At 35.7% G+C, this 24,472-nt stretch carries 18 protein-coding genes; 3 read left to right on the top strand and 15 right to left on the bottom strand.

All coding sequences use genetic code 11. The features are described 5' to 3' along the window. Window position 1 precedes the first annotated feature (1 nt). From gnd to glpX, 4 genes are all read right to left on the bottom strand, one after another. Complete coding sequence (gene gnd, locus AC6EJB_RS00935; protein ID WP_498491805.1) at window positions 2-1,420, bottom strand: NADP-dependent phosphogluconate dehydrogenase; 1,419 nt, start codon at window positions 1,418-1,420, stop codon at window positions 2-4. Between the two features lie 160 nt (window positions 1,421-1,580). Next, a complete protein-coding gene (locus tag AC6EJB_RS00930; RefSeq protein ID WP_498491803.1) occupies window positions 1,581-2,876 on the bottom strand; it encodes a glucose-1-phosphate adenylyltransferase in 1,296 nt (431 codons plus the stop codon). Between the two features lie 105 nt (window positions 2,877-2,981). After that, entirely contained in the window at window positions 2,982-4,307 is a 1,326-nt protein-coding gene (locus tag AC6EJB_RS00925) for a glutamyl-tRNA reductase (RefSeq protein ID WP_498491801.1), read from the bottom strand. Window positions 4,308-4,337: 30 nt separating this feature from the next. Further along, entirely contained in the window at window positions 4,338-5,342 is a 1,005-nt protein-coding gene (glpX, locus tag AC6EJB_RS00920; protein ID WP_498491799.1) for a class II fructose-bisphosphatase, read from the bottom strand. A gap of 199 nt (window positions 5,343-5,541) precedes the next feature. Between glpX and rpe the strand changes: the two genes are divergently transcribed. Beyond that, complete coding sequence (gene rpe / locus AC6EJB_RS00915) at window positions 5,542-6,294, top strand: ribulose-phosphate 3-epimerase (RefSeq protein ID WP_498491798.1); 753 nt, start codon at window positions 5,542-5,544, stop codon at window positions 6,292-6,294. Between the two features lie 17 nt (window positions 6,295-6,311). On the opposite strand, the gene ccsB is transcribed toward rpe, so the two are convergent. The 7 genes from ccsB to AC6EJB_RS00880 all read right to left on the bottom strand — a co-directional run bounded on the left by ccsB (window position 6,312) and on the right by AC6EJB_RS00880 (window position 14,009). Beyond that, window positions 6,312-7,259 carry a c-type cytochrome biogenesis protein CcsB gene (gene ccsB, locus AC6EJB_RS00910; RefSeq protein ID WP_498491797.1) on the bottom strand — a complete coding sequence of 316 codons (948 nt, stop codon included), beginning with the start codon at window positions 7,257-7,259 and terminating at the stop codon, window positions 6,312-6,314. Between the two features lie 36 nt (window positions 7,260-7,295). Further along, window positions 7,296-8,483 (bottom strand): LptF/LptG family permease, encoded by a 1,188-nt coding sequence (locus AC6EJB_RS00905; RefSeq protein WP_498491795.1) that lies wholly within the window; start codon window positions 8,481-8,483, stop codon window positions 7,296-7,298. A 6-nt stretch (window positions 8,484-8,489) separates the two neighbouring features. Further along, window positions 8,490-9,215, bottom strand: coding sequence for an LPS export ABC transporter ATP-binding protein (gene lptB / locus AC6EJB_RS00900; protein WP_498491794.1), 726 nt, complete (start codon window positions 9,213-9,215; stop codon window positions 8,490-8,492). A gap of 75 nt (window positions 9,216-9,290) precedes the next feature. Further along, on the bottom strand, window positions 9,291-10,847 hold the full coding sequence (locus AC6EJB_RS00895) for a hypothetical protein (RefSeq protein WP_498491792.1): 1,557 nt from the start codon (window positions 10,845-10,847) through the stop codon (window positions 9,291-9,293). Between the two features lie 135 nt (window positions 10,848-10,982). Further along, window positions 10,983-11,363: a DUF309 domain-containing protein gene (locus AC6EJB_RS00890; protein ID WP_498491791.1), complete on the bottom strand. Its 381-nt coding sequence runs from the start codon at window positions 11,361-11,363 to the stop codon at window positions 10,983-10,985. Continuing rightward, on the bottom strand, window positions 11,363-13,165 hold the full coding sequence (gene typA / locus AC6EJB_RS00885; protein WP_498491790.1) for a translational GTPase TypA: 1,803 nt from the start codon (window positions 13,163-13,165) through the stop codon (window positions 11,363-11,365). Before typA ends, AC6EJB_RS00890 begins: the two co-directional genes overlap by 1 nt. A gap of 133 nt (window positions 13,166-13,298) precedes the next feature. Further along, on the bottom strand, window positions 13,299-14,009 hold the full coding sequence (locus tag AC6EJB_RS00880; protein WP_498491789.1) for a M15 family metallopeptidase: 711 nt from the start codon (window positions 14,007-14,009) through the stop codon (window positions 13,299-13,301). Window positions 14,010-14,146: 137 nt separating this feature from the next. Here AC6EJB_RS00880 and chlP point away from each other — a divergent pair, with 137 nt between their 5' ends. Then, window positions 14,147-15,481 carry a geranylgeranyl reductase gene (gene chlP / locus AC6EJB_RS00875; RefSeq protein ID WP_498491788.1) on the top strand — a complete coding sequence of 445 codons (1,335 nt, stop codon included), beginning with the start codon at window positions 14,147-14,149 and terminating at the stop codon, window positions 15,479-15,481. 12 nt (window positions 15,482-15,493) lie between these two features. Here the strand turns inward: chlP and glyS are convergent, their stop codons facing one another. Then, complete coding sequence (gene glyS / locus AC6EJB_RS00870; RefSeq protein ID WP_498491786.1) at window positions 15,494-17,656, bottom strand: glycine--tRNA ligase subunit beta; 2,163 nt, start codon at window positions 17,654-17,656, stop codon at window positions 15,494-15,496. 519 nt (window positions 17,657-18,175) lie between these two features. Here glyS and AC6EJB_RS00865 point away from each other — a divergent pair. Then, a complete protein-coding gene (locus tag AC6EJB_RS00865; protein WP_498492940.1) occupies window positions 18,176-19,981 on the top strand; it encodes an NADPH-dependent assimilatory sulfite reductase hemoprotein subunit in 1,806 nt (601 codons plus the stop codon). Here AC6EJB_RS00865 and AC6EJB_RS00860 read toward each other — a convergent pair. The 3 genes from AC6EJB_RS00860 to AC6EJB_RS00850 form a co-directional block, all read right to left on the bottom strand. Beyond that, a complete protein-coding gene (locus AC6EJB_RS00860) occupies window positions 19,918-20,673 on the bottom strand; it encodes a M15 family metallopeptidase (RefSeq protein ID WP_498491785.1) in 756 nt (251 codons plus the stop codon). The two genes, AC6EJB_RS00865 and AC6EJB_RS00860, sit on opposite strands and share 64 nt — an antisense overlap. Before the next feature lie 101 nt (window positions 20,674-20,774). Then, window positions 20,775-23,315, bottom strand: a complete 2,541-nt coding sequence (recG, locus tag AC6EJB_RS00855; protein ID WP_498491784.1) for an ATP-dependent DNA helicase RecG — start codon at window positions 23,313-23,315, stop codon at window positions 20,775-20,777. Then, window positions 23,288-24,466 carry an adenylate cyclase gene (locus AC6EJB_RS00850; RefSeq protein WP_498491783.1) on the bottom strand — a complete coding sequence of 393 codons (1,179 nt, stop codon included), beginning with the start codon at window positions 24,464-24,466 and terminating at the stop codon, window positions 23,288-23,290. The genes recG and AC6EJB_RS00850 overlap by 28 nt, the downstream gene beginning before the upstream one ends. Between the last annotated feature and the right edge of the window lie 6 nt (window positions 24,467-24,472).

Genomic DNA, 24,472 nt, shown 5'->3' with positions numbered 1-24,472 from the left:
GTCAATCAATCCATTCAGTGTGAAATGATCCAGCTTTGTCTACGCGCTCATAAGTATGAGAGCCAAAACAATCTCTCATTGCCTGAACCAAGTTTTGGGGAAGTCTAGAGGTTCTAAAGCTATTTAAATAATCAAGAGTGCTACTCATACACGGAACTGGAATTCCAGCATTAGCAGCAGCAGAAACAACCTGAGTCAGACCAGAAAGACGATTATTTACCTGTTCAGCAAACCAACTATCTAAAATAAGATTGCTTAACTTCGGATCTTTCTTAAATGCCTCCTGTATACGACTCAAAAGAGTAGACCTTATTATGCAACCACCTTTCCATATTTGAGCTATGGAGGGCATGTCAAGATCGTAATTATATTCATCAGAAGCAAGTCGCAAAATATCCATACCTTGGGCATAGCTAGCTATTGTAGCCAATACAACTGCATCCATAAGCAAGGGCATTCCATCTGAAGGCTTTCCAAAATCAACAAACGAAGGCTTATTACCGTTCAAAATTGTTTCTGCATAATTTCTTTGGTCTTTCATCGAACTCATAACCCTTCCATTCAAAGATGCATAGATAGTTGGGACAGAAGCTCCAAGTTCAAGCGCGCTGACAACTGTCCACAAACCAGTACCTTTTTGACCCGCCTTATCCATTATCTTTTCGACAAGATCGGAACTATCATCAGGATCCTTAACTCGTAAACATGCCTCAGTAATTTCAACAAGATAGGAGGAAAGTTCTTCAGTTTTATTCCAATAGCCCATAACAGATGCCATCTCATCACCAGTCATTCCACAAACTCTCTTCATCAAGTCATAGGCCTCAGCCAAAATCTGCTCAATTCCATATTCAATTCCGTTGTGAACGGTTTTAACAAAATGTCCTGCCCCCCCTGGGCCGATATAAGTAACACAAGGTCCATCTTCAACCTGCGCTGCCATTTTATTCAACAAACTCTCTATGGCGTCGTAAGAAGTCTTTGTACCACCAGGCATCATGCTAGGTCCTTCTAATGCACCCTTCGCTCCACCCGATACACCCATTCCGATGTATCCAAAACTCTTGCTCTCAAGTTCTTTTACTCTTCTTTCTGTATCCATAAATTGGGCATTTCCACCATCGATGAGCAAGTCACCTTCCTCGAGGAAAGGTGAAATCTGATTAATGACAGCATCAGTAGCTGCTCCAGCCTTAACCATCATCAGTACTCTTCTTGGACGTTCCAACTTTGAGACAAATTCTTGAAGATCCTTCGCTCCTTGAATTGATTTATTTAACCCCCTACCCAAAAGAAAATCTTCAGTTTTTTGATAAGTACGGTTATAAACCACACTAGAAAAACCATTACGCTCTGCATTAAGAACAAGGTTCTCTCCCATTACTCCAAGACCGACTAATCCAAAATGTGCCTTGGTCATTAAGTTAATAAGTTTCTACTTGAGCTAGTGTGACGACTGTGGAATCATTTCGCTGCATTAAAGAGCTCAATGTCAGGGATGAAGGATTCTTTAATAAATATTTGATAATAAAATCTCGAAAAGACTAGGCTTGTTAAACTTCTAGAAAATTAAATTAACTTCAAATAATTGTTCCATCTGGAATTGTGGCATTTTTGACGATGACAACTATTCCATTACGAATATAAAAACCTTGATCTGCTCGATCAGCCTCCTCAACATTGTCTTTATTGACTATCGTTACATTGTCACCTATTCGAGCATTCTTATCGAGAATTGCTCTTTTAACAGTCGTTCCCTGCCCTACTCCTAAAGGGATGCCTCCGCCATTTCTTAGGGCTATTCTCTCTTCATATGACTCATAAAAATCTGATCCCATAACTAAGGTTTCATTTAGTACAACGTCACTTTCAATCCGACTCCTAACTCCCAATACACAATGGTGGATGCTACAGGATTTAAGAATTGATCCCTCGGAAACTATTGAATCAGTTATTTGTGTGTCTACAATTTTTGAAGGTGGTAAATATCTAGGTCTCGTATAAATAGGGAACTTTTCATCATAAAAACTAAACGGAGGGGTTGGTTGCTGAGTTAAGGCTAAATTTGATTCAAAGAATGCACCAATAGTTCCAATATCTTCCCAATAATCATTAAAAACATAACTTTTAAGTTTGTCACCTCTACCTAGGGCCTCAGGAATAATTTCTTTTCCAAAATCTGTATAAGAAGGAAATTTATTTAATAGATCGAAAAGAGTGGCTCGACTAAACACATATATTCCCATAGAGGCTAAATAAGGTTTTTCAATTGCCTCACTTGCTTCCAATCCAAATCTTGAAGTATCAACAGCCATTGCTTTCAATGAATCACCAGTTGGTTTTTCACGAAATTCTTTAATATTCCCTGATTCATCAGTACGCATCAAACCAAACGCTTCAGCTTGAGCTGAATCCACTGGCAAAGCTGCAACTGTTAAATCTGCTCCTGTTTTTCTATGCTGTTCAACAAATAAGCTGTAATCCATTCGATAAAGTTGATCTCCAGAGAGAATCAAATATTCATCAACATCCCACTCCTGAAAAAGCCATTGATATTTTCTTACAGCATCAGCAGTTCCCTCAAACCAAGAAGGTGTTTCTGGTGTCTGCTGAGCAGCTAAAACCTCAACAAAACCTTGACCAAAAGGTCCGCTGAGATTATAAGTTTGCGCAATATGCCTGTTTAGTGAAGCGCTATTGAATTGCGTAAGAACATACATTTTACTGATGTCCGAATTTATGCAATTACTTATGGGAATATCTATTAGTCGATATTTACCGGCTAACGGAACAGCAGGTTTTGCCCTCATTTTTGTTAATGGATATAGGCGTGATCCTTTTCCACCGCCAAGAATTATGGCAAGTACTCTCTTCATGAAGGCACTATTAATCGGCTATTTGGAGCAAACCTACTGGATAGAGTGCTCATTAATCCAGAAAAAAGTGATAAGTGGTAAGAAATTCAAAAGTAAATAACAATATCAGTTGTTTTTGGGCTTGTTTAAAGAACTCGAAACATCAAGATTAAAAAGTTTTTCAATCACATCAAGAGCATCTCTACGATCATTCCTGGATTGAGGTGCTCTTAATTTTGTTACTGGGGTATGAAGTATTTTGTTAATAATGCCTTTACTTAATGCCTCAACAACTTTTCGTTCTCTAGCTGAGAAATCAGGTCCCATTCTGCTTAATGCTTTCTGAAGTTCTTCTTTCCTTATTGACTCCAAACCGGATCTAAGGCAATTAATTGTCGGAACTGCCGCTAAACTATCCCACCATTCGAGAAATATGCGACACTCCTCTTCGATTAAAGCCTCTGCCTCTAAGGCAAGTTTTTGACGTGCTTCTTGATTTCTTGAAACAACCTCTTGAAGGTCATCAACATCATGGGATTCAATACCAGAAACAGATTTTGCATCGGAAGAGATATTTCGTGGAACTCCAATATCAATAAGTCTTAGTAAAGGTTTTCTATTGATTTTCATCAATTTTTCAGCATCAATAATTGGCTCATTGGCTGCAGTACTTGTAAAAACAAGAGTGCTAAGTGAGAGGCAGCTATCAAGCTCATCAATTAATCGACAATCAATTTGAATATCTGGGAAAGAAGCAGATAGGTCCTCAGCCCTTTTTTTTGTTCTGTTTAGAAGGGTAAGTGAGCAACATCCTTTTGATTGAAGATGCTGAAGTAACAAACGACTCATTCTTCCAGCACCAACAACCGCTACCTTTTCTGTTTCTAATGTCATTAATTGATCTCTTCCATGTGCTTGTCCTAGTTTTAGTTGAGCAAGTTCTACTGCCGCAGAACTTATAGAAACTGCCCCTGTACCAAGATTAGTCTCACTCCTTACACGCTTACCAGTACTGACTGCTTGAGTTAATAATCTATTTAAAATAGGACCTAAACTTTGATGGTCTTGTCCAAGACGTACCATTTTTTTTACTTGAGAAAGAATCTGCCCCTCTCCCAAAACCAAGCTATCCAAACCTGCAGATACCCTCATTACATGAGAAACTGCTTTTTCTTGAACGAAGCTAAATAAGTGTGGGAATAAGATCTCATCATCAAGACCAGAATATTCAATAAGAAAAGATTTAATTGCCTCGATTCCTAATTTTGGGTCCTTAACTAAGCTATAAATTTCAAGCCTATTACATGTACTCAAGATTGAGACTTCTAATATCTGTTCAATTTTTTTTAAATTATTAAAAGATTTCTCAATGAGCTCTTCTGGGATACTTAGCTTTTCCCGCACTTCAACCGGGGCCGTGCGATGGCTAAGGCCGACGACAGCAATATGCATAAATAGCCCCTTACTTCATTTAATGAGATCTCACTTCAAAGAGATGCATTTAGCACCATCTTTGATGTGGACAGTGTTAGTAAATCTTGCTGTTTGATCAAGCGTACTAATCACAAGGCTGCTAGTTCTGGTGCAATCTTTTTCAAATTTAACTCCATCAAAAAGCAAACCATCTGTTATTCCGCTACCGGCAAAAACAACATTTTCACCTGATGCAAGTTCATTTGCTTCATATATCTTGTCAATATCAGTAATACCCATTTCATTCAACCTTTTGATGTTTCCCTCTTTTGTATAGTCTGCCCATTCTGATGTTTGAGCTATCGCAGGGTCATAAACAAGTTGACCTTGAAAATGACCACCAAGTGCTCTCATCGCCGCAGCAGAAATAACACCTTCAGGAGCAGCTCCAATGCCCATCAAACAATGGGTTCCGGTACCTTCAAAGCCACAAGCTATGGCAGCTTGTACATCTCCATCTGAAATAGGCTGAATCCTGGCACCTGTAGATCTAATTTCAGAAACTAAATTTTTATGTCTAGCTCTATCCATAACAACAATAGTCAAATCACTTATTGCAATACCCAGACAATCACTTAAGATTTTAATATTTTCTGTGGGTGTTTTTCTGATATCAACTTTGCCCTTAGCTGCTGGTGGAGCAGCTAATTTATTCATATAAAAATCCGGAGCATTAAATAAACCTCCCCTGTCTGAGGCCGCCAGAACGGCCATAGAGCCACGCTGGCTGTTAGCACATAAATTTGTCCCTTCACATGGATCTACAGCAAAGTCAACTCCAGGACCAGTCCCTGATCCAACTTCTTCTCCGATATAAAGCATTGGAGCTTCATCTCTTTCTCCTTCTCCAATAACGATTCTTCCTTGCATCTGAATCGTTCCCATTCTCTTTCGCATTGCCTCTACGGCAGCGGCATCTGCCTCATCTTTTTGACCCAAACCAGTCAATTGAGCAGAAGCAATTGCAGCTTGCTCAACTACTTCAAGAATTTCTTGGACGAGAGTACGATCCACTTTTTGCAGCTAGGTAAAGAATTTTACGCCTTAAGGCAGACAATATTGTAAGTAATTGAGGGCATTGAAAAATGCTTAGAAAAAAGTACTCACAAAAAACTTATTATCTGTTGATAAGCAATAATTACTGTATCAGTGCATGGTCACACTAGAACTTGCGACCATGAATTAATAGAATCTCTGCCAAAAGACAAAAACAATGATCCAATCCATTTCATCAGCAATTTTTTCTGAGCACCGTCCAGTTCAAATAATCCCTTCAGTCTTGCCAGCAGACTGGGCAAATATGGGTCAGTGCGTAAAAGACCTTGAATTAGCAGGTGTAGATAGAATTCAATTTGATGTGATGGACGGTAACTTTGTACCAAATCTCACTTTCGGCCCAGAAATGATTTCCGCATGCCGAAAGTATTGCAAAGTTCCATTTGAAACTCAGCTAATGGTTAGTCAATACAATTGTGAAACCATGCTTGAGGGATATGTAGAAGCAAGTAAGGGTGCAAACGGAGAACCAGGAGTTGTAATTGCACATGCTGAAGCTAATGTTCACCTTCATCGAATTCTTGGCAGGATTCGCCAACTAGGAGGGTCTCCCTCAGTAGCCCTAAATCCTCATACTCCAATGGATATGGTGAAAGATGTGCTTGATATGGTTGATCACGTACTAGTCATGACAGTTAACCCTGGATTTGGCGGACAGGCCTATATTCCGACAATGCTCAACAAAATTACTCAATTAAGAAAAACAATTTTGGAAAATGGATACAACGTTGATATTGAAGTAGATGGAGGAATAAAAGCAGATTGGTCATTATCTCAATGTTGCGCTGCAGGAGCAAACTGCTTCATAGCAGGAAGTGGTATGTTTGCTTACCCAACACTTAAAGAAGGTTGTGATGCACTAAGAAAAGTAGCAAATGACGCACAGAATGGAATAATTGTAGAGAGATAGTCTATGTTAATTAACTATTAAGCATCAAAGAACCAACCATAACTGTGTAAGCCAACCCCAAGAAGGTTGACTCCAATATAGCAAATAATAATAACAAAAAAGCCTGCTATAGCAACTAATGCAGGCTTTTTACCTTGCCATCCTCTTGTTAGCCTAGTGTGCAAATAAGCCGCGTAAACTAACCAACATATTAAAGCCCAAGTTTCTTTAGGATCCCAACTCCACCAACTACCCCAAGCTTCATTTGCCCAAACAGCACCGCTAATAAGACCAACTGTAAGCAACAAAAATCCAGCAGTTATTGATCGATAACTTAAAGAATCAAGTTGCTCAGCATTTGTAAATTCAACCGGTTGTATTGAATTTAAATTCCCAGTTCTTTCATCTATGCACAGCTCAGAACTTTGCCTAAATGAACCAGAGCCAAGGGAGCTATTACGCATATTGAATTGCTTGTTTCCATCAACAAGAAAGACACCAAAAGACAAAATTGAGCCTATGAGTAATGCAGCGTAAGAACTCATAATTACACTCACATGCATTACCAACCAACTGGAACGAAGTGCTGGAACTAAAGGAGCAGACGATTGCAAATTCTCTGGTAAAACAAAGCTAGCGAAACCTAATGAAAGCAACGAGATAGGAGTCGCAACTGCAGAAACGATTGGAGACCTCCATGCCCTTTCTGCAAAAAGTTGAGTCAAGGTACAACCCCAAGTCAAAAAGCAAAGTGATTCATAGAGATTACTAATTGGAAAATGTCCCGATTGCCACCATCTCAGGATCAATTGACTAGTTAGAAAAAGATTAGATATTGCGACTAAAAATCTAGCTTTGGAAGAATCACTACTACCAGCAACTGACCAAAATGAAATAGGCAACGCAATTAATAAGAAAAGAAAGGCTATAAACCCTAGAGAAACGACAGGGTCAAAGGAAAAATTATTTAACTGAAAATCAACCATTGAAAAAGCAACTAGAGATTATTTAGAAAGACCAGATCATTTGCTTGCCTGTTTTAACAAAAAACCCCCTCCTAACATAGACAAAAAAACAGGAGACCAAGCAGCAAAGAAAGGATTTATTATTCCTTTGACTCCAAGAGAGCTAAAACTAAAACTCAAGATGTAATAGATAAGTATCAAAATGATACTTAATCCAAAACTTTGACTTCTACCTCCTCCTTCTTTCTGCATTACCCCAAAACTACAACCAATCAAAGCAAAAACCGAACAAGCGATTGGTAAAGTAAATTTTTCTTGAATTCTTACTTTCATTCTTCTTGCTTCTTTGATATTGCCGCTACTTTGATATAACTTCATAGCCGTATTCGCTTCAGCGAGATTCATATCATTTGCATCTTTTGGAAGTCGTGCAATATTAGTAAGTTCTGTACCTAATGGATATAAAAAGCTCAAGAATTTAGTTCTTGTATTACTTCCATCAGGACTAAGTGTCAAAATATCTCCTTCAAAGAATTCCCAATTCTTTTTTTCACTATTCCAAATTCCTTTTTTAGCCTTAAGCATTTGAGTAAAACCTAATCTTGAGAAATCAATTACTGTGACATCTAACATCTGTCCGTCAATAAATTTCCAGGCATAAAAAAGATGAGTAACTCCTCTTTTTTTATTGTTTGAATATGGATCTAAAATTTCTCCTTTCTTTGAAAAAATTATATCTTCCCCCCTTTCATTTGTAAAAGATTTACCTAAAGAATTAGCTAAGATAATTTCAGCATTTTTATTTGTACTAGGAACAATATTATTATTAAAAATGAAGGTCATATAAGACATAAATATTGACAAGATTAATCCTGGTAAAATAAGTCTATATATTGATACACCAATACTTTTTAATGCCTTAATTTCACTATTATCATTAAGACTTCCATAAGCCAACAAAGTTGAGAGTAACATTGCCATTGGGAAAGAAATAACAATAAAACTAGGTAGCTTTAACAGTAGGACCCTAATGGCTATAGAAAAAGGAAGTCCAATCTCAACTATTTTCCTAATCAGATCAAAAATAACTCCTACTGAAAGAGAAACAACGGTAAAAGCGGCTATTGAAAAAAATAAAGGTGGCAATAATTCAAGAAGTATCCATCTATCTAATAACGGAATTATTTTCCATATCCTTTCTAGTAAATTTCGAAATCTAGATAATAAGAATAGGTTATTAAACATAGCTAATTAATCAAATGAATTACCAAGATAACTTTGTTTAACAACTTCATTTCTTGTTAGTTGATCTGAAGATCCATTGGCTAGGATTTCACCTTGATTAAGGATATAAGAGCGTTCAGTAATAGCTAATGTAGCTCTAACATTGTGATCAGTAATTAATATACCTATATTCTTATTCTTTAATTTCCTAATTAAATTCTGTAGATCATTAATAGCTATAGGGTCAACTCCTGCAAAAGGCTCATCTAAAAGTAAAAATTTCGGACCCAAACGACCTACAGCTAAAGCTCTGGCTACTTCACACCTGCGTCTTTCCCCACCGGAAAGTTGATGACCAAGACGATCAAGGAAAGGTACCAAATTAAATTCCTCAATCAATTCTTCACGTTTTTTCCTAAACAAAGAAATTGATAAGTTAGCTTGAGAAAGAGCAATATCCAAATTCTCAATAACTTTTAGATTTCTAAAAACACTTGGTTCTTGAGGAAGGTAACCTATTCCTAATTGAACTCTTTTTGTCATCGAAAAATTTTTTATACTTTTTCCCTCCAAGTAGATATTGCCTTTATTTGGCCTAATCAAGCCCACGATCATATTAAAAGTACTAGTTTTACCTGCACCATTTGGTCCCAAGAGACCAACAACCTCCCCAGGTTCAACATTTAAATTTACGTTTTTAACAATAGTTTTATTGGATAAGGTTAATTCCAAACTCTCAATAAGTAGAGTCATTTTAATAGAACCTACCAGGAGAAAGCTTATACATAAGAATTATCGGATAATAAACTATACCTTCCACATATAAGCTTAATCAACAATCCTCTCAACCCAATATAAATAGAAAATCTCCGAATCATGAAAGGAGTTCTCAAATTTTGAATCAGCAATTACTCTGAATTTTTCAAGGTAAAGAGATTCACCTGGTTCCAAATTCTTAATAGATGAACGATTACTTAAAAGAAGTAATAATTTATTTACTTTAGGAAATTTATCTAAATAAACTTGGACTTCATCAAGTGTTTTACTTCTGTCTAATATAAGCCGATTAGACCACTGAGCATAACTTCCAAATCCATTCAATTCAGGCAAGTAGAATTCTCTATCAAGGTATCCAGATACTGTCGCTACTTCAACATCTCTAGTCGCAAATATTGGAAAATCCTCCCATCCTTTTGTCTGAATATATTGAGCAGTTTCCTTTCCACTAGAATAAGGTACCCGAAAATCATTGATGACCATATGAATCCCAACAACCAAATGTATAGTCAAACAAATGGTAAGTAATCTAGGGAAATAAAATAAACTACCTTTAGTGAATAAATTTTGGTTATTAGAAAGCGAAAATTGCTGATCCTGATTAGATAGTGCTAACCATAATGAGGAGATAATCAATAGAAAATAATATCCATAATGTCTTGATCCATCTCCCAAAAATAAAAAATAGTTAAAAAGAAATAAAAATGTAATACCGCTGAGAAAGTAAATTAATGCAGGACGATAAAATTTAATAAATGTGATTGTACTGACAAGCAAAATTAAAGTAATTAAAGCACATAAGACTAAATCAAAGAACCTACTGGAATTAGGAATAATAAGCATATATCCTCCAAAAATCTGTCCTATTACTCTAAGAAAGTGTCGTATATCTATAAAAGAAGTAAGTAACTTAACTGAATCTCTTACTTGCAGAAGGCTAAAAGCTCCAAAGCTCAATAACAAGGAAGAAATCGCAATACTACTAGTTAAATCAAGAATCCAATTTTTATTTATTTTATAATTTTTTCTTTGATTAGGATTTAAAAACCAATCCAAGACTAGAGTCATTCCAATAGCAAATGCTAATGACCATGACAATGCCTGTGTATTAGCCAAAAGTCCAATACACAAAGAAAATGGTATATAGGTTTTCTCTTTTAAATGGTAAATAGAGCAAAAAGTAAATATTATTAATTCTGCAATAACATAATGACGACAAACAAAAAAATATTCCCAAAAAGGAAAATATCCAAACGTAAATAAAGCTTTAGTGGTTACATTAAAAGGACTAAATCTCCAAAAGATTAAAATTGCAGAACTACCTAAAAACCAATGCATCAGTTGCATGCTTATAGGTGAACCAGTAATATTTTTTGAAAAATAAATTAATAATGACCAGAGGATAGGATGACCAGATGGTGCATTATTTTTCCATAAATCTATTAAGTTATCACTTTGCCAAGCCACCAGCCATCCTTGCATCTCATCTCGCCAAAGCGCATGATTAAAAACACCAAATAAACCAATAATTATAAATAAAATAGGTAAAAATATCTCATAAAAACGCTGATCAGGTAATTGTATTTGATTGACTCTTTTAAATTCCATTTTGATTTATGCGGAATGTCGATCTATATAATTTGGATTAATCAAAATCGAAACAAATAAAAAAGCATAGCAAGAAAAATAATATGAAATCATCGCTCTTTGAATAGCAAAACTGTAAGAGACTTAACAAGGTTTTTAAAGGAAACTTAGAACGGGCAAGCTGCAACCAGATAGATCTTTACCAATTTGTAGAAATTCCAATCTCTTTGAAACGCAGTTAGAAAGTCCTTCAATATCTAATCCAAAATTAGCTAAGTGAAATTTTTTTAATCTACCCAATGCTTCTCCGTAGAGTATCGTCGCCCCATTTGAATTGCTATTTTCTAGATGAACTTGTGCCACAGCCACTTGCAATATGCCCTGGATCAACTGCCTTTCAGGCCCTCCAGTCTCATGCCATATCTCTTCGAAAACATCATGAGATTTGTACCACTCACAAGAATTAAATAATTTCATTCCTATTTCAAAACGAGAATCATTCAAAAATAAATCATCTTGTTTATCTATAAAAGTCATTATTTTTTCATATTTTTCTTTGAGTTAATTTTTCTCAGCCTTATAGATTCAGGAGTAACTTCCAACATTTCCCCTGGTCCAATGTATTCAAGAGCTCTTTCTAATGTCATTTCAATTGGGGATTGCAATTGATCTAACTCATCTGCACCAGCTGATCGCATGTTGGTAAGTTGTTTAGCCTTACAAATATTTAATTCAAGATCTTGTGGGCGATTATTCTCTCCAATAATCATTCCTTTATAAACTTTAGCTCCAGGAGTAATAAAAAATTGTCCGCGGTCTTCTGCATTTTTTAAAGAATAGAAAGTAGCTACTCCCTCTTCAAAGGAAATAAGGACACCATTTCTTCTTTGCTCAAAATCTCCAACAGATGGTCTGTATTCAAAAAAGGAATGGCTCATAATACCTTCACCTCTTGTGGCACGAATAAATTCACCTCTAAATCCAATTAAGCCTCTTGATGGAATAAGAAATTCAAGTTGAGTCCGACGATCACCACCTGTTTCCATATTTTGCATTTCACCTTTTCTTACTCCTAAGCTCTCAATACATGCTCCAACAGAAGCTTCAGGGACATCAAGAACGAGTGTCTCAACAGGCTCACATATGATTCCATCAATAGTCCGAAAAATAACTTGAGGTTGAGATACTTGAAATTCATATCCCTCTCTTCTCATTGTCTCAATAAGTATTCCAAGATGTAACTCGCCTCTTCCACTAACAGAAAACCTGTCAGGAGAATCAGTATCTTCAACCCTTAATGCAACATTTGTAAGAAGCTCCTTATTTAAACGATCCTTCAACTGTCGACTAGTTACAAACTTGCCTTCTTTCCCTGCGAATGGAGAATCGTTTACAACAAAAGTCATCTGTAATGTTGGCTCATCAACCTTAATCAGAGGTAAAGGCTTTGGTTCATCAGGGCAGGCTACAGTTTCACCAATAGAAACATCTTCAAATCCAGCCAATGCAACTATATCTCCAGCATTAGCTTCATCTATTTCAATTCGTTTTAGTCCCTTAAATCCTAATAATTTATTTACCCTTCCTTTCTTTAAACTCCCATCTTCTTTTATCAAACTAGCCTTTTGGCCATTTTTAATAACACCATTATGAACTCTTCCAATAATAATGGTTCCTAAAAAATCAGAGTAATCAAGTGTAGTGACTTGCAATTGTAAAGGCTTGTTCTGATCACCAACTGGAGGCGGTACTTGCCTAATAATTGCATCAAATAAAGGTTTCATATTATCACTTTCACTTTTTACTTCAGTCTTTGCAAAACCACCTAATCCGCTACCAAATAAATAAGGGAAATCACATTGATCATCATCAGCACCTAATTCTAAGAATAGATCAAGCACCTTATCTACAGCAGTTTCAGGCTCTACCCTTGCCCGATCTATTTTATTCACAAATACAATAGGCCTTAGACCTTGTTCTAAAGCTTTTTTAAGAACAAAACGAGTTTGTGGCATTGGCCCCTCGTTTGCATCTACGACGAGAAGACAGCCATCTACCATTCCCAAGACTCTCTCCACTTCTCCTCCAAAATCAGCATGACCTGGAGTATCAACAATATTTATTCGAGTTTCGTTATATGTAACAGCTGTATTTTTCGAAAGAATCGTTATCCCTCTTTCACGTTCCAAATCATTTGAATCCATTACACAAGTTGGGACTTCCTCATTATCGCGAAAAGTGCCAGATTGATTCAAAAGAGCATCAACTAAAGTTGTTTTTCCATGATCAACGTGAGCAATAATTGCGATATTCCTTATGGCTTGTATATCAAAACTCATGATTTAAAAAATTTAAGATTCTTTTGGCTAATAGAAACATCAAGAATATCTCACCATGACTTCACTTAGCAGTATTTAAATGCCAATAAGGATATCGAATATAAAAGTGTAGTTAAAAATTATAAAGTCAAACTTATTTGAATTTTGTAATTTTATTAGCTTCTTCGAATTTTCTCAAAGCATTCACAGTTCCTTCATATCTCCAGTGCCAAGGCTCATAAGTTACTCCTTGTTTATTATTTGGTGGGAAAGAGAGAACGAAGTGATATTTAGGGGCAAACCTTTTCATCCATTGGAAAGCAGGTGTTTGTTCAAATTCAACCTCAAAATTAGTATTTGGATAATTTCCATCGCCAACGTCTATTGCATATCCCGTGCTGTGCTCAGAATAACCAGGAGGAGCTGAGACTCTAGATCTTTCAACAGCAGTTTGATTCCTTATGGATTTATTTTCATAAAATATTTCTCTTTGCAAATTAATTGATCTATATCCACTTAATAACTTAAGAGAAATGCCTTTTTGAGCAGCCATAAATTGCATTTCCTTAAAACTCTCGTAGATATCTTTATGGACGTAAATGCCTGGCGAAAAAAGAACTAATTCTTCTTTTGAAGCCTCAGGATATGGAAGGTGACCCAACAAACTTTTATTTTGAGATCTCTCAGCGGACTTAATCGAATTATCTGAAGTTAGTGTCTCTCGAAAAATTGATTTATTAACTAGCAAAGTTAACGATATACCAATCCCAACAAATAGCAGTCCTATCCGCAAAAAAGACTTGGTATTAATAGTTTTGATGGATTTAATCCTTTTGGCGAGGGGGATGTCATCTTGATAATTCATACGATCTACTTATGGTCAAAACAATTGGAATTCGCAAAAATGATGTTTCGATAGTAACGAGTATCTCCAATCTTTATACTTTCTATGAGATAAGGATGTAAGTTTTATATGTTAAGAACTAAATTTTTCATCCAAAGATGTTAAGAGTTGCTGTTATTGGTGGTGGTCCAAGTGGGTCATGCGCTGCAGAAATTTTAGCTAAAGCGGGAATTAAAACTTGGATTTTCGAAAGAAAGCTTGATAACGCCAAACCATGCGGAGGGGCGATTCCATTATGTATGGTTTCTGAATTTGATCTTCCTGAATCAATAATTGATAGAAAAGTAAGAAACATGAAAATGATATCCCCATCAAATAGAGAAGTAGATATCATTTTGGATGACATCTATCCAGGCAGCGATAAAGAATACATCGGTATGCTAAGGCGCGAAGTAATGGATTCATTTATGAGAAATCGCGCTGCAGAACTAGGCGCAACATTAGTAAATGGATTGGTATCAAAAATAGAAACTGGTCCTAATAAGCAAGGTCCATACACACTTCATTACACTCAGATACTTAATGACCAATCTGAAGAAAAAGGTAAGCAACTAGAAGTTGATTTAATTGTTGGAGCAGATGGTGCAACAAGCAGAGTTGCAAAGGCAATGGATGCTGGTGATTACAACTATGCCGTAGCAATTCAAGAGAGGATAAAGCTTCCTAAAGAGGAGATGAAGTATTACGAAGATAGAGCAGAAATGTATGTAGGAACTGATGTTTCTCCAGATTTCTATGGCTGGGTTTTCCCAAAATACGACCATGTTGCCGCTGGCACTGGAACAATGAAACAAAATGGTGGTTTGATAAAAAGCCTCCAGATTGGAGTCAGAGAGAGAGCAAAGAAAAGGCTTGTCAATGGAGAAGTAATCAAAGTAGAGGCTCATCCGATTCCTGAGCATCCAAGGCCAAGAAGAGTTGTTGGAAGAATGGCTTTAGTAGGTGATGCGGCGGGTTATGTAACCAAAAGTTCAGGAGAGGGTATATATTTTGCTGCAAAAAGTGGAAGGATGTGTGCGGAGCAGATTGTCGAATCGAGTCAAAATGGGAAATTAATACCTACAGAAAATGACCTCAAAAAATATTTAAAGAAATGGGATAAAAAATATGGAACAACTTATACAGTTTTAGATATTCTCCAAAGAATCTTCTACACAAGTGACGGAGCCAGAGAAGCCTTTGTAGAGATGTGTGGTGACATGGATGTACAGAGACTTACATTTGATAGTTACCTATACAAAACAGTAGTTGCGATGAAGCCGCTACAACAATTAAAACTTACCTTATTAACAATTGGGTCTGTTCTCAGAGGGAAAGCATTAGCTCCAAGCACATACAAACCAGTGCCAAGTGCAGTTAGAGATGATAAAGAAGTTAATAAAATGTTAGCAGTAAGTTCAATTAAAGGTGGTATAAAAACCAGTAAGAAATAATAGCAAAATTAATTAACTAAGCTTGCTGAAATCAGCAAGTATCAAGGACTGGTTTCTAAATATCGTCAATAAATTAAGCCTATTATTTCTTAGATTAATATCATCCGTCATAACCATTACACTCCCTTCTCCATCAAAAAAGTTGGCTAAAGTTTCTGCACTTGCAACTAAACCATCAGCCAACAACTTATATTTAATATGATCACAGTTTATAGCTAGAGGCTTTAATTTCTCCAAAACATTAAACATTTCGCATTCGCACTCTTTTTCAAATAGCGACTTGTGTACAAAACCAGAGGGATCTATTACGTCTTTAGCGATAGAACTTTTAACGGCTAACTTAGAGGCTCTACTAACAACAGTTTGTAATAAATTAAGTGTATTATTTTTCCTCATATCCATTAATAATAAAGCACGAAAATCAACATCTGTTGGATCATCTAATAATTTTGAAATTAAGCTTGTGTCTCCCGAAACAGCCTGAATAATATCAAAGTCGATATCTTTCTCTTCTAATAAACTAATGATTCTTTGACGAAAGAATTCCTTTAATTCGATTGTAAGACTACTAATATCAAGAGAGAGATTAGGGAAAAGTTTCTCCCAATAAATAAGTGAATCATTTAATGTTTCATTGATATTTAATTGCCAATCTTTACTCCATAAAATCAACAATATTCCATTAGCAGCCCTTCTCAAGGCATATGGATCAGATGAGCCAGAAGGTCTTTCACCCTTGGCAAAAATACTTAAAAGCAATTCAAAGCGTTCAGCTAATGAAACAGCCTTACCAAGGTTATTTGATGGTAGAGAGTCAGCTGTTCCTTTAGGTTTGTAATGTTCTAAAACGCCAAGGCATACATCTCTGGACTCACCCTCATGAAGTAAATATTTAGATCCAATAATTCCCTGCAACTCTGGAAATTCATCAACCATGTTGCTAACTAAATCATGTTTAGAGAAATGTGCAACTTTCACAGATTTTTCAATATCCTCTTGGTCAAATTTAAGTTTTGATGTTAATAATTTAGTAAGCCATTCAATCCGATCTACACGGTCATATAGAGAACCTAATCCTTCAGCAAAGGTTACATCTTTTAATTTATTAATACGTGAAGAGCTATTGATTAATAAATCTGATTTTATAAAAAATGAAGCATCAGAAAACCTAGCTTTTAATACTTTTTCATTTCCTAAAATAATATTTTCTTTGGCTGAAGATAATCCATTACTAATACACAAAAAGCTAGGAAGTAATATATTTCTAGAGTCAAGTGACAAGGGGTCAAGCACAACATTTTCTTTGTATATGGGTATGTATCGTTGATGATTCTTCATCACTGTGGACAAAACCTCAGGGGGTAAATCAAGGAAAGATTCATCAAAACTTCCAGTCACAAGCAAAGTAGACTCAACTAAATCTGTCAGCTCATTTAAAAGGGATTCAGTCAGATCTGGCTTAACTTTTTTGAGTTTTTCGTGATTAAGAACTAAATCTTTGATATGTAAAAGGCGACTATTCCTGTCAACTGTTACTCCAGCATCCTGCAATTGATCAAAGTAAGTTTTCGCATTTTTAATTTCTAATTCTGATCCATGCAACCTATGTGCTCTTGAGATATTGCCAATTTGAATTTCTGGATCACAACCTGAAATACTAAAGGGTAAAACTTCTGAGTCAATCAAAGAAACAATCCAACGGATAGGTCTCGAAAAGCGAAAATCACCTTTACCCCATCTCATAAATCTTCTTCCTTGAATTTTCGTGATCCACCCAGGTAAATATTCAGATAACAAACCCTCAATTGGCTTGCCTTTCTCAATTAATTTAGCGAAAACAAATGAACCCTTAGGCGTTTCTCGAATCTCTAATTTTTCAGGAGAAACGTCATATCTTCTAGCAAAACCAATTGCTGCTTTTGTAGGTTTTCCATCATGAAACGCTTGAGAAACAGGAGGACCTTTTCGTTCCGCAATATTATCATCAGAAAATGGAGCAAGCCCTTCGATCGTTAATCCAATTCTTCTGGGGGTAGTAGTAACTCTTATTTCAGTAAATTTTATTTTAGAAGACTTCAAGTCATTACTTACATTCATCTCAAGCTGGGAAATAACAGATTCAGCCAAATCAGCTGGTAATTCTTCAGTTCCGATTTCTAAAAGGTAAGTAGACAAAAAATTTTCCTTATGTTCTTAACAAGATTAGATCTAAATCTGAATTACTTCTACATTCTGTGTCCTAGAAAAAATTTTATATAAAATGAAAGCATCTTTTATTAATCATGGCTTGATTTGAACAATTAAGCACCAACCAACAAGAAAAATGATACAGTGTAGGTACCGGTGTAGGTACCATTGCCCAAGATCATAAAGATACCTGGAAGATCTGGTTTTTACCTCAGGGTTGCTGTACCAAGAGGTAAATTAAGGGATGCTTTTGGAACATGTGATGTTGTAAAAAAAATAGGTAACACTAAAGAAGAGGCCGAAAAGAATATAAGCTCAGCAGAAATAGCTATTCAACAAAAATTCGATGAAAAGCTCAGAGAAGAAGAAGCAAACCAGATTAATAAATCATTACCTAAAGGAATAAGACTCGAGGCGATTAAAAAAAGTAATTCAAAAGAAGCTCCTAAAAATATAGAAAAAGACTTAAAAGATGCTGGATTCAGTAATGCAGCTATTGAAGCTTTGATGAATTTTGAAGAAAATGAAAGTAAAGATTCTGTAGAAAAAGAAGAGACTGTTCCTTCACCTTGCATCGCTAATAATTCTCCTCGAGCGAAATTTGAACAATTTAAAGCCGATAGTAATTACTTAAACGAGCCTCTTCAAAGTGAATTGATAAACGACAGTGATCACTTTACAAACGACGCTGTACAACTACTAAAATTTCATGGTAGTTATCAACAAGATGATCGGGAACATAGAAAAAGAGGCGGCACAGGTAAAGATTGGCAAATGATGCTTAGGCTAAGAAATCCAGCTGGTTTAGTCCCAGGACCCCTTTTTATAGCATTAGATGATCTTTCTGATCGACTAGGTAATAAAACGCTTAGAGCGACCACACGTCAATGCTTCCAAATGCATGGAATAAAAAAAGACAATATTAAAGAAGTAATAGGAACAATAGTGAAGTCCATGGGATCCACCCTCGCAGCTTGTGGAGACGTCAATAGAAATGTAATGGCTCCAGCTGCCCCTTACGAAAAAGGATCTTACCCCGCTGCGAGAAAATTAGCTAATGATATTGCCGATGTTTTATCACCCCAAAAAGCAGAGAAAACATACATTGATTTATGGGTTGATGGCGAGATAAAATATGCTATTAAGCCATCTCCAGCAGTAAAAAAAAGCAGAAAGCTGCAACTAAATCATGGTGTTTTTAGTGGGGACACAAATGAACCTTTGTATGGTGCAACCTACTTGCCAAGAAAATTCAAATGCGCAACTACAGTACCAGGAGATAACTCTGTAGATATCCTTACTCATGACATAGGTCTTGTGACTTTCACGAATGCAAAAGGAGTTCTAGAAGGATGTAATGTCTACGTAGGAGGAGGTATGGGTAGAACACACAACTTAGATACGACATTCGCTAGGGTCGCAGATCCCATTGGTTTTGTAGAAGGTAAATACATATTAGAGCTTGTTCAATCTATTCTCGCTCTTCAAAGAGATTATGGAGATAGAAAAACGAGAAGACACTCAAGACTTAAATATGTTTTGCATGACATGGGTGTTGATTGGTTTAAGAAGCAGTTAACAACTAAATATTTTACAAAACGAATTGACACCCTTAAGCACGAAGGGGATACAATACTTGAAGATTACTTAGGCTGGCATCAACAATCTGACAAATTATGGTTTGTTGGTATACCACTATTATCAGGCAGGCTTACAGGAGAGATAAAGAAAGAGCTCAGAAATATAGTTGAAAAATATGCCTTGGATGTACGCTTAACTCCTAACCAAGATCTTTTATTGTGCAACATCGGAAATTATCAAAAAGTCAGTGTAAAGAATGCATTAATTAATATAGGTTTTTCAGATCCAGGGAGCCCTGATCCAATAGCTAGGCATGCGATGGCTTGTCCAGCTCTTCCATTATGTGGACTTGCAATGACAGAAGCTGAGAGATTTTTACCAGAGCTGTTGGAGAGAATCAACAATCAACTAAAAACTCTAGAAATCAATAAATCAATCTTAATCAGAGTAACAGGCTGTCCAAATGGATGTGCTCGCCCATACATGGCAGAATTAGCTCTTGTTGGTAGTGGTTTAAATCAATACCAACTATGGCTTGGTGGCAGTACTAATTTAAAAAGGCTGGCAACCCCATACTTACAAAAGATGCCTATTAATGATTTGGAGAAAACATTAGAGCCATTATTCCTTAGCTGGAAAAACGCTGGGACTTTATCAAGCCTTGGAGATCATGTGACTAAACTTGGCACTGAAAGCGTAATGTCTTTGCTTACCTCAAATGCTGCCCCATAGATAGCATTACTTTGCTTGCTTAACCAGGACCATAATTGATCTCCATAACTAAAATGCCACCACTCGTTTGGGTGTTGAACAAATCCAGCCTGTGACATAACTGAATACAAAAGAGATCTTCTTTTTTGAAAAACTTGATGTTTTGAGCAAGGCATCATGGAATAGTCTTTCTTAAAAAAATCAGGAGTAGATTCAGCGCCAATAAAATCAATTTCTCCACCAAGATCTAATGGATTACCACTCATATCGGCAAGAGTCAAATCAATAGCTGAACCTGTACTGTGAGGTGGAGGTGTAAGGGGATTAGATGATGGTTTTGCCCAGAAACGACTAACCTCTTCAATAACATCAGTAATGTCTCTATTAGCAGAGACATCATTTATATCAATCCCCTTCGACCTACAAGTTTCTCCAATAGTGTGATTAAACATGAATTTTTGGACAGCTATTGGTCTCCAGGCATCATACAAAGCCAACTGTAATTGAGGGTTAATTTCGGACAGATATTGCTGCGCTTGCATTAATCTTTTCAAAACACCCCTGCGTAAAACCCATGGATCTGCTCCATTAGAATATGGAGCACCTAACGACATATAAGGATGTGGTGTTAATCGAAATATGATCTCTGGAATTGAAATCAAAGGCTCATTACATTCATTTATTTTTATGTTAATCCAAGGTTTCAACTTCATGATTTATAGAAAAAATGAGTATGAAATTTCAAACGCAGAAAATTTTTATTAAATTTTAACCGAAAAAATAAATGAGTTCAATAGTGATAAATAATAAAAAATTAATTTAGTTTATTAGCAATTTTAAGTTTCTCCCACTGTTCTTTTATAAGCAAACGAAGCTTTGAGTTATTTGTAAGCATAGGATCGGAATCTAAAATATTTCGAGCCTCATTCCTTGCAAGTTCAAGTACGTCAGCATCATCAGCTAATGATGCTAGAGCAAAATCAGGTAAGCCTGATTGTTTTGTACCTAAAACTTGCCCAGGCCCACGAAAACGCAAATCAATTTCAGAAATCTCAAAACCATCATTAGAATTCACCAAAACTTCCAATCTTTGTCGAGATAATTTATTTTTATTCTGATGACTTAGGAGACAGTAAGACTTGGAGGCTCCCCTTCCCACTCGTCCCCTTAATTGATGCAATTGAGCAAGACCAAAACGATCAGAATCCTCAATTAACATCACACTTGCATTTGGTACGTCAACACCTACCTCAATAACAGTAGTAGACACAAGTATGTCGCTTTCCCCATTTACAAAATTTTGTATAACTTCTTGCTTTTCAAGACTCTTCATTTTGCCATGAAGTAATTCAACAGTAAAATCTGAAAAAATTTTAGTAGACAATTGCTGATGAACCTCTACTGCTGCACTTAATTCTAGCTTCTCAGATTCTTCAATTAAAGGCAAAACAACATAAATTTGATGTCCTTTATTAATTTCACTTCTGATTAAATCATATGCACAAGTTTTCTCTTTTGGAGATATCAGCTGAGTATTGATAGGAGTTCGGCCAGGTGGAAGCTCATCTAATTGACTAACATCTAGATCACCATGCAAAGTAAGCGCCAAGGTTCTAGGTATGGGTGTAGCAGTCATCGTTAGCAAGTGGGGTTGTAATCCTTTGTTCAAAAGCTTGTTCCTCTGCTTAACCCCAAAACGATGTTGCTCATCTACAACTACAAGTCCAAGTCGCTCAAAGACAACTGGATCTTCAAATAATGCATGAGTTCCCACAAGGATTTTTGTAGAGCCATTTGCTAAATCAGTTAGAATTTGTTTACGACGAGACTTGGGTGTAGAACCAGTTAACAGATCTACATTCAACTCAAGCTGTGGAATCCATTTGCTGAGTGTTTGATAATGTTGTGTAGCAAGCACCTCAGTTGGGGCCATAAAAGCACCCTGCCATCCTGATTGAACTGCAGTAAGTAGTGCTGAAATAGCAATAACAGTTTTTCCGCTACCAACATCACCTTGTAATAATCTAGACATTGGTTCAGCTTTGACTATATCTGATTCAATTTCCTTTAAAACTCTTTTTTGAGCATCTGTCAGAGAGAAAGGAAGAATGCTTAAGAATTTTCCAACTAGGCTATCAATACTTGGCTCAATACTTAATTTAGGGGAATCACTTTTCTTATGTAAGTCGCGTCTTAAAAGAAGACTAAGTTGCAATAGTAGAAATTCATCGAATACAATTCTTCTTTTTGCTCTAGCCAAAGTTTTTGAATCCTCTGGATTATGAATATGAAAAAAAGCTTCCTTCTTAGTAGTTAAATCTAGTCTATTCAATGTAACTTGAGGGAGTGGATCATTTATCTCAGACGTCAAATGAAGAATCGATTGTATTAGATCTCTAAATTTATCGGCAGTAAGACCTTCTGTTAAAGAATAAACAGGGAATATCTGACCAATAGTTCTAGATTTCAAATAACTATTAGGACTATCGATAATTTCTATCAAGGGATCGTTTAATGATTTGCCATATCTACTTTCTTTAACTAAACCACTTACCGCAACGGTTGCACCAACTGCATATAAACTTTGTTGAGATTTAACATAGGCAATACTCCTGCCACGACTACCTGCGAAAAATCTTGTAACTTTAATTCCTCCAGTCCTATCTTTTAAAAACAATTCAAGAATAGAAAGATTTGGATTTTTAGGACTTTTAAATGAACTGCATCGTCTTACTTTCGCCACGATCGTTACATTCTGACCTACTTGAGTTTTATCTATAGTCTTCAAAGAAGTGTAGTCGACATAATCACGGGGAAAATAATTTATAAGGTCACGAATGAAAATAAGCCCTAGCCTAGATAATATTTCAGCTTGCTTTGAACCAATACCTTTAACATTTAAAATCGGACTTTCTAAACTTAAAAAATCTGACGAAGATCCTTTATTAGATAAATTTGAGTTATTTAATTTCCTAATTTTTAAATTTATTGATTCCTTTGTATCTACTCCCTTATCATATTTATATAAATAATGAAGTGACTGTCTTGTTTGAACAATTATTCTACGTCTATGATCTGTAGACATTGTCGGATATTTTTCATAATTTTTTGCTAAATCCTTTAATTTATAAAGTTCATGGTCAGGGACTGCTAGGGAAGGGCACTTTGATAAATAATCAGCGACAAATGAAGAAAATTTATTTGTTCTACCTTGAATATTCTTAAACCCATGATCAACTTCAACTGTTAAAGCTTGTTGCAAAGATCTAACCCAAGTTATTAGCTCTACTGATTTACTATCAGGAGTCGCTATTAAATCATTTTTGTTTATATTTTGGTTGTATCCTTCCACCATTCTTTACTAACCTCTTCTGCTATTGATCGACCTTGCCAATATTTATGTTGTTTTATCATATCTAAAAGTACATTTTGATAATGTTTAATGTATGTCCTATTTTTTCTTAGTCTTGGATTATCAAATTCCATATCCGATAGTGTTATTAGCAAACAATCAATATCTAATCCTCCAGCGCCTAATCCACTATTAGTTGGTAATTTTAATGTAAGAATATTGGATGTAGATTTAGAGGAAATTAATTGACCAGCTAAAGCAGCATCTAAAATATTAATCGGAACCAATGTATTGACTAAGCCTGATTTTAAAAGCTCAGTATTAATAGAATGTGAAAGGTCTCGTAATCGCCTGACTAGCGCCGAGTCTATAGAAATCATCCATTCATACAAACCTATTGGAGATTGTGGCAACAAACGATTGTTTTTTAGATCGTTATGACATTCAGAGCTATGAGAAGAATCTTCTTTTTTTGAATCTAAATCACTTAAGCTAGATTCATTAGTCAAAGCAAATATAGTCTGCAAGATTTGAATCTCATTACTTTTCAAATCAAAGTTATCAGAATTTTCACCATCATCTTTTAATAACTCATATTCCTTATGAATAGTTTCATTAGCGTAATTATCACCAGGTATTGAACCTTTAATGTAAGTTTCTTTATTATCAGCTGAATATGGAGCTTTTATTTCTGCATTCCATCCTTCAGTAATTGATAAATTATCCAAAGGTGGCATAGAACTTATATTGATTGAATTAGAATCATTAGTTGCTTTAAATTTTTGAGAATTATTACTCATATTAAGAGCATTTGCCATCTCTTTTTTAGCACTATTTATTTGACGAATATTTTCTTCATCAATCTTCTTAGCTAGTTCATTTAAATGCTCAATTGTTAAAAGAGACATATTATCTGAAACTAATTTATCAATTTTAAGTTGAAATCTCTTTCTAGATGCGACTGTTGAGAAGCCAAAATCATCCCCTAGCCTATCAGTTATAAGAGATAAGATTGAGGACCTTATAACCTGAGGAAGCAATCTCCTTACTTCCTCAAGATAAATAGAATTGACCTTATATAAATGAGAAGATATATTTTTACATTTTTCTTTAAGCAACCTTAATTGCTCTAAGGGGTCAAAATCAGAGTTCAATAAATA

The organism is Prochlorococcus sp. G4PB17 (genome assembly GCF_059772445.1).
The sequence above is the reverse complement of the archived record's forward strand: the minus strand, read 5'-3'. Positions and strand labels throughout refer to the sequence as shown.

Excerpts from the sequence above, each read along its gene's own strand:
- chlP (WP_498491788.1), top strand. The coding sequence starts at position 14,147 with ATGTTAAGAGTTGCTGTTATTGGTGGTGGTCCAAGTGGGTCATGCGCT.
- typA (WP_498491790.1), bottom strand. The coding sequence starts at position 13,165 with ATGAGTTTTGATATACAAGCCATAAGGAATATCGCAATTATTGCTCAC.
- ccsB (WP_498491797.1), bottom strand. The coding sequence starts at position 7,259 with ATGGTTGATTTTCAGTTAAATAATTTTTCCTTTGACCCTGTCGTTTCT.
- AC6EJB_RS00880 (WP_498491789.1), bottom strand. The coding sequence starts at position 14,009 with ATGAATTATCAAGATGACATCCCCCTCGCCAAAAGGATTAAATCCATC.
- recG (WP_498491784.1), bottom strand. The coding sequence starts at position 23,315 with ATGGTGGAAGGATACAACCAAAATATAAACAAAAATGATTTAATAGCG.
- gnd (WP_498491805.1), bottom strand. The coding sequence starts at position 1,420 with ATGACCAAGGCACATTTTGGATTAGTCGGTCTTGGAGTAATGGGAGAG.
- AC6EJB_RS00895 (WP_498491792.1), bottom strand. The coding sequence starts at position 10,847 with ATGGAATTTAAAAGAGTCAATCAAATACAATTACCTGATCAGCGTTTT.
- AC6EJB_RS00860 (WP_498491785.1), bottom strand. The coding sequence starts at position 20,673 with ATGAAGTTGAAACCTTGGATTAACATAAAAATAAATGAATGTAATGAG.
- rpe (WP_498491798.1), top strand. The coding sequence starts at position 5,542 with ATGATCCAATCCATTTCATCAGCAATTTTTTCTGAGCACCGTCCAGTT.
- AC6EJB_RS00925 (WP_498491801.1), bottom strand. The coding sequence starts at position 4,307 with ATGCATATTGCTGTCGTCGGCCTTAGCCATCGCACGGCCCCGGTTGAA.
- AC6EJB_RS00930 (WP_498491803.1), bottom strand. The coding sequence starts at position 2,876 with ATGAAGAGAGTACTTGCCATAATTCTTGGCGGTGGAAAAGGATCACGC.
- AC6EJB_RS00890 (WP_498491791.1), bottom strand. The coding sequence starts at position 11,363 with ATGACTTTTATAGATAAACAAGATGATTTATTTTTGAATGATTCTCGT.
- AC6EJB_RS00865 (WP_498492940.1), top strand. The coding sequence starts at position 18,176 with ATGAATTTTGAAGAAAATGAAAGTAAAGATTCTGTAGAAAAAGAAGAG.
- lptB (WP_498491794.1), bottom strand. The coding sequence starts at position 9,215 with ATGACTCTACTTATTGAGAGTTTGGAATTAACCTTATCCAATAAAACT.
- AC6EJB_RS00905 (WP_498491795.1), bottom strand. The coding sequence starts at position 8,483 with ATGTTTAATAACCTATTCTTATTATCTAGATTTCGAAATTTACTAGAA.